The organism is Carboxylicivirga sp. M1479, assembly GCF_007097485.1.
Lineage (GTDB): Bacteria > Bacteroidota > Bacteroidia > Bacteroidales > Marinilabiliaceae > Carboxylicivirga.
The window spans coordinates 15588-28898 of the sequence record NZ_VKDE01000018.1 but is presented as its reverse complement, the minus strand read 5'-3'; the positions used below and the strand labels follow the sequence as shown (position 1 = coordinate 28898).

The 13311-nt window shown below is 37.5% G+C and carries 6 protein-coding genes; 5 read left to right on the top strand and 1 reads right to left on the bottom strand.

What is annotated here, in order from left to right; translation table 11 throughout:
* Positions 1-13: 13 nt before the first annotated feature.
* A complete protein-coding gene (locus tag FNN09_RS12040; RefSeq protein ID WP_143302613.1) occupies positions 14-2335 on the bottom strand; it encodes a TonB-dependent siderophore receptor in 2322 nt (773 codons plus the stop codon).
* 652 nt (positions 2336-2987) lie between these two features.
* Here FNN09_RS12040 and FNN09_RS12035 point away from each other — a divergent pair.
* The 5 genes from FNN09_RS12035 (at position 2988) to FNN09_RS12015 (ending at position 13308) form a co-directional block, all read left to right on the top strand.
* The gene (locus FNN09_RS12035; protein ID WP_143302612.1) at positions 2988-3758 is read left to right on the top strand and encodes a 4Fe-4S binding protein; all 771 of its coding nucleotides are present in this window, start codon (positions 2988-2990) and stop codon (positions 3756-3758) included.
* A 673-nt stretch (positions 3759-4431) separates the two neighbouring features.
* On the top strand, positions 4432-6774 hold the full coding sequence (locus tag FNN09_RS12030; RefSeq protein WP_143302611.1) for a GAF domain-containing protein: 2343 nt from the start codon (positions 4432-4434) through the stop codon (positions 6772-6774).
* A gap of 34 nt (positions 6775-6808) precedes the next feature.
* On the top strand, positions 6809-8830 hold the full coding sequence (gene ppk1 / locus FNN09_RS12025; RefSeq protein WP_143302610.1) for a polyphosphate kinase 1: 2022 nt from the start codon (positions 6809-6811) through the stop codon (positions 8828-8830).
* 6 nt (positions 8831-8836) lie between these two features.
* Positions 8837-9625: an SdiA-regulated domain-containing protein gene (locus FNN09_RS12020; RefSeq protein ID WP_143302609.1), complete on the top strand. Its 789-nt coding sequence runs from the start codon at positions 8837-8839 to the stop codon at positions 9623-9625.
* Complete coding sequence (locus FNN09_RS12015; RefSeq protein WP_143302608.1) at positions 9622-13308, top strand: metallophosphoesterase; 3687 nt, start codon at positions 9622-9624, stop codon at positions 13306-13308. The genes FNN09_RS12020 and FNN09_RS12015 overlap by 4 nt, the downstream gene beginning before the upstream one ends.
* Positions 13309-13311: the final 3 nt, after the last annotated feature.

Sequence of the window (13311 nt, the reverse complement as noted above, 5' to 3'; positions counted from 1 at the left end):
TAAATGTAATGTTTTAGATTTTATCCCATGCTTTAGTAATCATATTCGATGGTTGTTCCCAAGTAATATTAATTAAAAATGTTCTACCTGGTTGTGGGTGGTATGCCGGAATTAAACCATCAGGATTTATATTTGACTCATGATGATAATCATCCGCGAAGGCCGATCCGGTCTCTCGTCCAATACCGTAAAACTGTTCATCAAAAAGATTGTTCACGACGAACTGAAATTTTAGGTTGGGTGATAACTTATAAGATAGTGCCATATTAAATTTTAAATAGGATGGTGCATATCCACCTTCATAAGTATTTATCCAAACATTTTCATCTGGTGCTTTTCGTTTACCAACCCAATTCATGCGCATATCACCAATAATTCTTTCTTTAAATAAAACAGTATTAAGCCCAGCATTTAATTTATGTTTTGCTGTTCGATTAATGGTGTAAATTTCATTGTTATCAAGGCCAACGATAAAGTTATAATTGACATTATACCGAATGTACTTATGTAATTGACGATTTAAATCGAAAGACATTCCTGTTATCGTCATTCGTTCAATATTTTCGAATCGCTCGCCTGATAAAGATGTGGGGTCATTAACCTTACCAATGCGATCATCAATTACAGATAAATAAAAGTTCGTTTTTAGAGATAATTTCTCATTAAAAAGGAGACTTCGCAATTGTAATTCAGAGGTATAAATTTTTTCGGGAATAAGATTTGGGTTACCTCTAAACTCATTCACCAATTCAAAAATACTTGGCTGCCTGAATGCCTTACCAAATAATAATTTAGTTCCAAAATAATCTGATGGATGATAATCAAATGTCATCCGCGGATTAAAAATATTACCAAATTCAGAACTATAATCATAACGTAATCCTAAGGAATAACTTAATTGCTTCCATTGTTTATTCCACAAACCAAACAAAGCAACTTCACTAACATTAAAAACCGGATAAGCTTTTGGAACATTTAGGCTGCCATCATCCTTAACCGCTTCATCCCACGATGATGATGTTGAGTATTTATTGCTTGGATAATCACCTAATGAAACCACCCGATCACTTTTTCGACTTAAACTGGCTTTGAGACCTAGAGAAAAATCATTTCTTTCATTGACATTCCAATCCAGACGTTCCTCTATATAACCTTGGTAAGCATATGCTCCATAACTTTTTCGCAGATTTGGGAATCGGTATAAATATTTAAATCCACCATCAGGAATTATGTTAGTACCCCTGAATACGACTGATGAATTTAGTTGCAGCTTGTCAGATAATGGCGCATTGTTATTAAAATATGCATGAAAAGTTCTATAATGCGTTGTATTCTCCTTATCTGTTAAGTCATATTCGTACGATACAATGGTAGGCCCGTAACCACGTAAATAATCATTGTAGAAAAAGCCCAAAGTTGACTTTTTTAGTTGCAACTTACTTCTTATAGCAAAACTAGTTTGACTTGTGTTGAAACCCTCGGGAATAGCTTTACCACCATACGACGTATTGGGTTGATTGTACAGTAAATCACCATCGTAATTATAATCTTTAGTAAAGTAAACAGGGTATCTTTTCTCTTTAAAGTACTCACCAGGATCATAACGATTTAAACCTTTATCTCCATCTGAATACAAGGTATGTAATGCTAAAGAAAAATGGGCCGACTCACCAATTTTAGTCCCTACCAACACATCGGCACCGCGTGTTTTATATGAACCAAAGAATGGCTTAACGATTATCCTTTCTTGGTTGGACTTGGTGATAAAGTGGATGATTCCCGTTAATGCTTGTGCACCATAAATAACAGAACCAGGTCCATGTACAATCTCTATTCGCTCAATATCAATGAGCATGTTTTCAAAGGTCCATAAAGAGGACCAGTTAAAACTAATATTGTTTTGAATAATGCCATCTACCATTACCAATATCTCCGAATTCCCGACCTCTCCTATGCCTCGATTCATACTGTGAGTTGGGTATTCTCCATTGCCTTCATTATAAAGCATAAAATCAAACCCAGGAATGTCCTGACAAATATCAACCAGCGTTTGATACCCCCTGTCTTCTATCATCTTGGCAGTGACAACAGTTATATTTGAAGGTGACTTATTGACTTTGACTTCTTTAATAGATCCGGTAATGGTCTTTAATTGCGACAGCTCCAGTAATGAATATTGATAGGTAGGCTTTATACCCAAGGAATCCTGACCACTAATTTTCGCAGTATATGTGATGAATAGTAATGCAAACAAAAATCTTAACGGCCATATATTTATAACAATATCAATCGCACCCCCCACCAATAGCCGCTTATCAAGCGTTTGTTTTCTCATTCTCAAAAATTGTTCAAGATAAAATATTAAGACATTCGAATAAAGAAAAAAATAACTAAGTATCAAAATTATAGATAAATATAATTGATGTGATTTATACAAATTACAATAATACCCACATAGCAACTCCCTTATGCTTACGTTCCAAAACGTAACAGTCACTTATTTTAAAAATTTTATCCCATAATATGCAAAACTCTTCAAATATTCACCAAATTGGGCTTAAACTGGTTGTTGACACTCACATAAAATGTGCAACTGCTTGTTCACAACAGTTTTGTTTAAGAAGTAGTACTCCTACAATGATCATACATGTAAATCAATTTAACTAAATAACCATACACGAGTCGTCAAATTGCTCAATGCAACGCCATTAATAAATATTCGATACATGTAGCAAATAATGGCATGCTACAATTTACTTTTGGTAACAATTGACCAATGCTGATTTATTTAAATAAGGCATGATCATTTCTCAGAATATGAATCAATAATTTAAGAGTATTATACAATTTTACCAACTTTTAACCCAAGCTGTTTTGTAACATACCACAAGCATGACTTTGGTCAATTTTAGAGGTACCAATTAGCTCTATTTTTGCATCCATAAGGTGTACTTAATAAAGCTAAACAACAAAAAGGCCCAATAGTAATGCTTAATAGAAAAGTAATCGCCATCTTTTTTAGTCCTGCCCGTTCAACAAAAAAAATAGTTGAAGCAATAGCCAGTGGTATTGATAAGGACTTTATTACTTATGATATTACCCAAGGCTTAAACAAAAGCATTGAACTATCAAGTACGGACATTGCCGTTATCGGCGTTCCAGCATTCTCGGGTCGCGTTCCAGCCCTTGCTACCAAGTTTATTTCACAAATTAATGGTAATGGAGCTCGCGCAATAATAAGTTGTGCGTATGGTAACTGCCATTACGAAGATACACTGAATGAACTAAGCAACATAAGTGTTGAAGCTGGTTTTATACCCATAAGCAGTGGTGCTTTTGTTGCGCGCCACTCCTTGTTTCCCGAGTTAGGCCAAGGGCGACCAGATCAGAATGATTTGGATAAAGCTGAACAATTTGGGAGGAAAAGCGTGATGCATTCTCGTATTATGAATGGAGGCCATCAACAACAATCTGACAACAAAAACCTACGGCCACAGGGACATGTTCCCTTGGTAGCAAAAACCAATTCAAATTGTAACTTTTGCGGCAGATGTGTTCAGGCATGTCCTGTTGGCGCTATTGACAAAAGCAACCCTAAGAAAACTTGTAAGAAAACATGTATTGCCTGCACACGCTGTATTGATGTGTGCCCTTACGGCGCAAGAAAGTTTAGTGGACTGATGTACCTCATTACCAAAAAACGCTTGTTGGATAAAAACAAACTTCGTAAAGAAATCGATATCAATATCCCTTTATAAAAGGATCTTTAAGTATAAACTTATATTTTTATTGTTCTAATTAAATTGGCGCTTCGCCCAAGCCCGACTGTATGCTGAAACAATTAAGAATACTCAATTCTTTATTGTTCCGATGTTCTTAATGACAAAAACTAAGGAAAAAACATCAAGGCTACACCCGCTTTACTCAAAAGGACTACGTCTGATTGACTGAAATTGATTAAACTCGCCTTTTTCCGCACCTCTAAAAGTCTCAAACAGAAATCAATTTTTAACCGTCAAATTGCGAAGCTCTTCATGAAGACCATTAAGAATAAACAAAACTGAATAATTCAACCTTGCTTTTTGGCTCACCAGCTGAGGCCGTTTGAAATAAACAATAAACATTGAAACAAAACGTTCGGACGCTATTGTTCTTAAACCATTCACTAAATGGTCTTACAAATCTCACGTGGCTAATTATCATCATGTGCGTGTGAGCTCTTCTCTTTTCATACAATTTATTGGCTATAACTCTATCTCGCCAATTACATATGATAATACATCAAACATTAAAATAACTAGGATGTTATATCAATAGGTGGTTTTGTTCATTCTGTAATTCTGCAGTCTTAGAACTGTAATTTCCTCTTCGGTACAATTTAAATGTATCCAAGCTGGGTGAATGTCTAACTTGCCTTGTAAACCTAGGGATATGATGAATCAAGAACGCAATACAATCAATTGCCATTTAAATAAAATACCGTTTAAAACTTCGCTCAGCTTTGAGTATTTAATTGAAGAGATAAAACAAATAAGCAATAAAAAGTCTCATCCGATGAAAAGTATGGCCAAAGAGGTATTGCTTAAAGTGGATAAGACTCCAATATTTAAATCTGTTATTGAGAACTTATCAGACTTAGAACCTCACAATGATTTGCTGGAGCAAATGATATCCTTTATGATTAACCCAATGGCAAGCGATATGGAATATGCCGCAGTGCATATGCCTTTTCGTTTTGAGCCCATTTATTCGACTCCTTTATACCAGGAAGTATTTATGGGAGATAATAAAACTTTGGACATCAGTAAGGATATTAAAAAGGATAAAATGCTCATATCGATGCTGTATCAATCATTCCTGATCATCATGCAAAAGGAATATGGCATGGATTTACCTCAACAAATGCCATTTACCTTTAAGGTCACAAATCAAGATAATCAATCGGTTAAATTCTTTAATGTTAAAATTGACACACGCTTCTTACGGGTAAAGCGACTGGGTGATGTTCCTGATTTTTCATCTGAAGACATTAAAGATTTACTGGATAAAGAGAATGATTTAGACTATTGGAATAGCAAAATACCCCTCAGCAAATACGAATTTACTGGACTTCTAAAGTTCAACCAGTTTGATGTAACCAGAAGCTATGTTATCTCAGAGCTGAAGTCGGATTTGTTGGAAAAAGAAACCTTTTTAACCAAGAATGGATTCAATAAAATACTGGAGCGGGTAAGGGCATTAATGGAGAAACCCAATGTTGAATTCGGTTTTGCAGCCAATCAGGATTTTGAATCGACACTTAACCAGAACTACATCTGGAACACCATTATTCCACAAAGTGAATTGAGCTGTTCGGAATACGAAGGTTCGGTATATGAGAGGGCATATAGAGAAAAGCAAATAATATTAACAGGCGACCTTGAGTCAATAGAGAGAAACTCTGTTGTGGATGCTTTTCTAAAAAAAGGCATTCGTAGTCATGCCGTTGTACCATTATTGCTCGACGATGAAGTGGTGGGCATGTTAGAATTCGCTTGCTACAAAGCCAATGAATTAAATACCTTGCAAATAAAACTCTTGTATGAGTTATTTCCAATATTTGCCTTGGCTCTAAAACGATCAAGAGATGATTGGAGCGACAAGGTAAGGGCTGTTATCCAAAAAGAGTATACCGCTATTCATCCTACCGTTGAGTGGCGCTTCAGAGAAATTGCGGCTCAACAACTCAATCAACCACACGGTGATGCAGTAAGTAATGAACCTATTTTATTTAAGGATGTGGTGCCCCTTTATGGTGCTTCAGACATTAGGGCTTCGTCGGTAATTCGCAACGAAGCCATTCAGGCAGACCTATCTGAGCAACTAGAACTTGCTTTAATCATAGTAAAAAATGAAGTAAAGGAAACAGGCATTCCATTGCTTAATAATTTAAGCTACAAAATTAAACAACATCTTGACACTGTAAAAGCCGGACTCAAAGCTGGTGATGAAGTAAGTATCATCGATTTCCTTACTAAAGAAATAAACCCTATTCTTATTCTTTTAAAAGATACTTACAAAGGCGCCAACGAGCCTGTGAAGCAATATTTTAACAGTCTGGACACTGAGTTAAACGTTTTATACAAAAGGCGAAAGCAATTTGAAGAAAGCCTGACTTTGATAAACGACAAGGTATCAGAAATCATTGATGATGAACAAAAGAAAGCTCAAAAAGTATTCCCTCATTACTTTGAAAAATACCGAACTGATGGCATAGAGTACAATGCTTACATTGGTCAATCAATGGTTAGGGGGCTTAAATACAGTGAACTCTACCTTAACAACATGCGTTTATGGCAACTTCTACTAAAGGTTAAGGTGGCACGTGCGGTACATAACTTACAAGCATCACTTACAACTAAGCTAGATATTACACAACTTATATTGGTACATACCAAGCCCTTGAGCATCGCCTTTAGGCTGGATGAAAAGAAATTTGATGTTGCAGGAGCGTACAATATACGTTACGAGATAACTAAAAAACGCATAGATAAAGCCTTGATTAAAGGAAGCAACGAGCGCTTAACTCAGGTGGGTAAAATTGCCATCATCTATTCGCACTCAAACGAAATAACAGAGTATAGCCGATACATTGATTATCTTATTTCGAAGAACTATCTTCATGAAACGGTTGAAGACTTAGAGTTGGAGGATCTGAAAGGAGCCTCGGGCTTAAGAGCGCTAAGGGTCGAGATTAACTTCAACAATACAGATGCCCTGGAAGACATTATTTAAAAAATTGAGGCAAGAGTTATAATCTTTATAATCTATGAAATACATTGATCGCGACATCAGTTGGTTAGCTTTTAATGAGCGTATACTACAGGAAGTTGAAAACCCTGATATCCCTCTTTTGGAACGCCTCAAATTTATTGCCATCTACTCATCCAACCTCGAAGAATTTTATAAAGTGCGAGTGGCTAGTCTCCGCTTCTCTCAAAAATATAAAGGCGATAAGAAAAACAAGTACGCTTATCGCCCCTCCTTTATACTTCAGGAAATTAATAGCATCGTTAGTAAGCAACAAGAAAAGCTAGGCGAGCTCTTTTATCATTTGCTATTGCCCGCCATGTCACATGAAGGCATTCACTTCTTATTTGATAAACTCAATGATCAAGATCAACAGTTAGCCGAACAATATTTTCAACAACACATAAAAGAAGATTTCTCGCTGATTGATATCACTAATGAACCAGATGTTGAACTTAAGAACCAGGCGATTTACCTCTATATTTTAGATAGGCAAAAAACATATTTATTGGAGATGGACTATGAAAAATGGGGGCGTTTTATTACACTTCATAATGATAAAAAAGGAACACGGATAATTCAATTGGACGATATCTTTCGGTATAACCTCAAACATTTTGTGGGCGTTAATGCAAAGGCATATGCGGTTAAAATATCGCGCGATGCGGAATTATACATTGATGATGAGCAGGATGCTGACATTGTGCATAAAATTAAAAAGAGTTTGAAAAAGCGAGAGACAGGACTTCCCAGCCGCCTGTTATTTAACGAAGATATTCCTTTTAAATACATCAACAAGCTGAGGAAGCAGATGAACCTGGACATGACAAGTTTGATTCCTGGTGGCAAATACCACAGTTATTACGACTTTTTCACTTTTCCTGAGTTTAAGGACAAAATGCACCTTTATTTTTCACATCAAGCACAAGTACCTTGCACTCGCTTGGATGAGTCAAATAATTGGTTTGATGAAATACAGCAACAAGATGTATTTCTAAGTTACCCTTACCAGGACTTTAACTATGTGTCGCGCTTTTTGATGATGGCAGCTGAAGATCCCGATGTGACCGAAATTAACATTACCCTCTACCGAGTCAACGATTCATCGGACATTTGTAAAGCACTGGAACTGGCGGCGCAAAAAGGTAAGCATGTATTTGTACTGGCTGAGGTTCAGGCACGCTTTGACGAGGTATCAAATATTTATTGGGGCGAACGATTAAAGGAGGCAGGTGCCAAAGTTAAGTTTGGCCTTAACAAACTTAAAGTACACGCCAAAACATTTACCATACATCGAAAGGAAAATACAGGCAGTGCTGTTTATGCCTACCTGGGAACTGGAAACCTGAATGAGAAAACGGCTAAAATATATGCTGACCATGGAGTACTAACAGCCGATATGCGTTTCACAACGGAGCTCAATGAGGTGTTCAGGTATATGAAAAAAGAAACCAGTAATCCCAAATTCCATCACTTATTGGTTGCTCCATTTACCCTACGTCAAAGTTTAGCTGATTTGCTAGACAAGGAAATACGTTTGGCAAAGCAAGGTGTAGAAGGCCTTGTACACATAAAAGTTAACAGCCTCGAAGACCTATCAATGATCGATCATTTACGAGAAACGGCAGATGCTGGTGTCAAAATCAAACTGGTGGTTAGGGGTATTTGCTGTTACACGCCTCTCACAGAAAAACAACAACAAAATATTACCATTGTTAGTGTGGTTGACCAGTATTTAGAACATACACGAATATACCATTTTAACAATGGCGGAAACCCCAAAGTATATCTTGCTTCGGCCGATTGGATGACACGTAACTTATCGGGCCGCATTGAGGTGTGTTTTCCAATATGGGACTCAAACATTCAATCGTTTCTGCTAAAACAAATAAAAACACAATTGGCCGACAGCAAAAAGGGCAGAATAAATGATAATGTTAATAACAATCAATACCTGAAAGGTAACAACAGTAAATCATCGCAAGAGATGATGTTTATATTTGTAAAAGAATTAATGCAGCAAACAGCATTTTCAAAGTAATAAAATATGGTGCGATTATTATCATACGGTATATTGGCAATGTTACTGGGTTTAAATGCCTGCGAAACTAATCAGGCGAATACCTATAAGCTCCACGTTCCCACAGAGGGATTTCGTTTGGATAGTGAGCTAAATGAGATCTCAGGCCTGCACTACTATAGCGATTCAATCATATTAGCTGTGCAGGATGAAGAAGGCATACTATACTATTTGAATAGCAACAACGGACAAATAACCGATACCTATCGTTTTGGAAAAAAAGGCGATTATGAGGGCGTAACAGCTAATAAAAATGATATCTATGTACTTAAAAGCAATGGCGATATTACCTTGATTAAGCGCAAAAAGGATAAGACGAAAACATATGATTTTAAGAATAGTAAGGGTTTTGATTTTGAAGGCTTATGCATGGATAAAGAGAATAAGCGATTGCTGGTAGCATGTAAAACACATGGTGATAAAGACAAAAACGATTATATCAGAATTTATGAGTTCAGTTTACGATCAATGAGCTATGCCAAACATCCAGCTTTTAAAATTCCAAAAGACAAGGTCTCTAAACTATTCTCCCCCTCGGCCATTGCCATTCATCCCGATGGTAATATTTATCTATTAAGTTCAACGGCTAAAATGTTGCTTATCTTATCCTCAGCAGGAGAAATACTGCAAAAAAGACCTCTATTTAAAGATATTTTTAATCAGCCCGAAGGCATAACATTCGCACCAAACGGAGACTTATTCATCAGCAATGAGAAGAAAATCAAGTACCCAACCTTGCTAAAATTTATTAAATGAGCTTAATAAAGATCGGTTTATTATCACTTTTAAGCATTTTACCTCTGGTATTGGGCCAGGCCTACGCCCAGAGTACTGAGCAGACACCAGATTTACCTACCAATACCGAATTATTGTACTCTCTTTATTTAATTGGCGATGCGGGAGATGACACAACCAACTCCATGCCTGTATTAAGCAAGTTGCATCTTCAGCTACAGGCTAGTGATAAAAAAAACACAGGTGTTGTCTTTTTAGGTGATAACATATACCCCAAAGGACTACGTAAAAAGAAAAGTGAACACCGAGCGGAGGATGAGATAAGGCTAAATGCACAACTTGACATTGTCAAAGATTTTGAAGGAGATGTGGTTTTCCTCACGGGTAACCACGATTGGAAAAAATACGACAAGGGAGGTTTGAAAGCCGTTAAAAGGCAAGAAAAATACATTGAAAACTACCTCGACAGAAAAGAAGTTTTTCTGCCTAGCAATGGTTGCCCTGGTCCTGAAGTTGTAAAACTAAGTCCAGGCTTGGTAATGATTATTATCGATACCCAATGGTGGCTCCACCCCTTTGAAAAATCAAGTGGTTTAAAGGATGATTGTCAATGCCGAAATGAGGCTGAACTGATGGTACTGTTCAAAGATTTGCTTAAAAAGTACCGGCACCAACACATTATTGTTGCAGGCCACCACCCTTTGTACAGTAATGGTACGCATGGTGGGTATTTTCAATTTAAAGATCATCTGTTTCCATTGACCCATATCAATGAGTCGGCTTACCTCCCACTGCCCATTATCGGCAGTATTTACCCAGGTTATCGCAAGTTCATAGGCCATAACCAAGACCTGGCACACCCTGTTTATAACGATATGGTCTTTCAAATTAGTGAGGCGCTCAAAGAGTATGAAGATATTGTTTATACAGCAGGCCATGAACACAACCTTCAGTATCATCATAAGGAAAACATACATCACATTATAAGTGGTAGCGGCAGCAAAACATCCTACATCAAAAACAACATCCACCTCGGATTTGGATCGGAACAACGAGGCTACTCTCGCCTTTTATATTACAAAAATGGTGAACTATGGCTTGAATTTTACACCATCAACCCTAGTGATAACTCGGCTTTAATGGCCTTTAGAAAGATGCTCTTTAAAAAGAAGCCAGTTGTCACAAAGATGAATGCTCCAGTCAGCAAAAAATCCTATAAAAACCAATGGGCTCAGGTTGTTCCTGACTCTACTCTGGCAGCATCAGCATTCAAACGTTTTTTTCAGGGAGACCTCAACCGCGACCTGTGGACCACCCCTCTAAAAGTTCCCTATTTAGATATTCATTACGAAAAAGGTGGCCTGAATCCCATAAAAAAAGGTGGCGGTCAACAGACCATTTCCTTGCGAATGGAGGGAGCCGATGGCAAAGAATACACCTTGCGTGGCGTTAAGAAGAACACCCGTTTTCTGGTTGAGAAAGAATTACGTGGTACTATTGCTCAAGATGTGATTTACGATGGCATGGCAGGTTCTCATCCTTATGGGGCAGTTAGTATTCCTGAGCTATCCAAGGCTGCAGGTGTTTACCACAGTAATCCGCGCTTGGTTTATGTACCCAAAGATTCGATACTGGGCGATTACCTGGATGAATTCGGGGGTATGTTTTGCTTGTTTGAAGAACGACCTGATGGCGACATGTCTGATGCTCCATCGTTTGGTAATTCTGAAAAGGTAAGAAGCTACACCGATGCCATTCGAAAAATGCAAGCCGAATACGATCATGTGGTGGATAAGAACTACAATTTAAAGGCACGCCTATTTGACATGACAATTGGCGACTGGGATAGGCACGACGACCAGTGGAGGTGGGCTACCTTTAAAACCAATGATAAAGTAATTTACAGAGCCATCCCTCGCGATCGTGACCAGGCTTATTTTACATTTGACGGCGTATTACCATCCATTGTTAACCGTAAATGGTTAATGAGAAAATTCCAGTCTTTTGACTCCGAAGTGCGAGACATTGCAGGATTAAACTTTAACGCTCGTTATTTTGATCGTGCCTTTTTAATCGAAGCATCAAAAAGTGATTGGTTACGAAATGCCGAAGAGTTAAAAGCAAATTTGAGTGATGAAAGCATCGAAAAATCAATACATGCATTACCGCCTGAGGCATTCGCTGTTAATGGGGATAAAATAATATCGACACTAAAGGCAAGGCGTGATCAATTGCCGCAACTAGCAGAACAATACTATGATATTCTTGCCAAAACAGTCAGCATACCTGGTACTTTGGGTGACGATTATTTTGAGATAATTCGCCATGAAGGTGCTTCGTTAGAACTAAATATTTACCCACGTAAAAAGGGTAAAAAAGTAAAAAAGAAACGCTATTACCACCGTGTATTTAATGCAGATGAAACACAAGAAGTACAACTCTATGGCTTAGATGGAGAAGACGAATATCAGCTAAAGGGCGTTTGCGATAAAAGTGTTTTGGTAAGAATAATTGCTGGTCCTAAAGAAGATAAAATTGAAGATAACTCAGTGGTTAAAGGCTTAAAAAAACACACCTTGGTGTACGATTCGAAAGGTAAGAACAAAGTTATTGGTGGCGCAGACACAAAACTCAAAACGGTTAAGGATAGTGAAGCCTATGACTACGACCGCAAAGCCTTTAAATACGACAAGCTCTTGCCCTTGGCTTCCTTGGGCTATAATGCCGATGATGGCTTTTATATCGGACCAGGTTTTAAATATACTAAGCACGGTTTTAAGAAAGAACCATATAAATATTACCACAAGGCACTGGCCAATTACGCCTTTAACATCAATGGACTAAACCTCTATTATAACTTTGACTACACCAAGCTAGTGGGCAATTTTAATCTGGAAGGTAATGTACGCATAAACCTACCCGATGTATACCAATACTACGGTGACACCGACTATACGGACATTGATTTTGACAGTGATGAATACAATGTAAAAATGAATGATTATCATCTTAACCTCAACCTTAAATTGAGGTCTGACGATCAAACAAGACAATTACGATTTGGCCTTTTATACCTGCACATTAACTTTGAAGAACTCCCTACCTTTGTGGGAGATAGTTGGCAAACACAAAGTCAGAATTACCTGGCTCCTGCAGTGGAATACAAGTATGAAAATCTAAGCAATGTCATTCATCCATATAGAGGTATTAAATTTTATACTCGCTTACTTTGGAATCACAGCATCAACAACAATCATGTTGAATATTTGCATTTAAATACAGCATTAAGCTTTTATCAGCCTCTTAATATCTCATCCAAACAGACGACCCTGGCCTTGCGTTCGGGCTATGTCAATAACTTTGGTTCATATGCATTTTACCAGTCTAATTTTGTTGATGGCATAAAAAACTTTAGAGGGGTTAGGCGTAATCGCTTTTCATCAAAAGCTTTCTTTTATCAGAATGTTGATGTAAGAATGAGCCTTTTACGGGTGCCAAATTACATTGCTCCGTTTGACTGGGGTTTGTTAGGGCATTTTGACCTTATACGCATGTGGCAGGCCGATGGCATAGATGACAAGTGGCATCACTCATACGGTTTTGGCACATTTATTAGCATACTTGATGCTTTTATGCTGAAAGGCACTTTTTCCATATCGGAAAACGACGAACTCTTTGTAGTAGGAACCAGTTTTTTATTTTAGAAT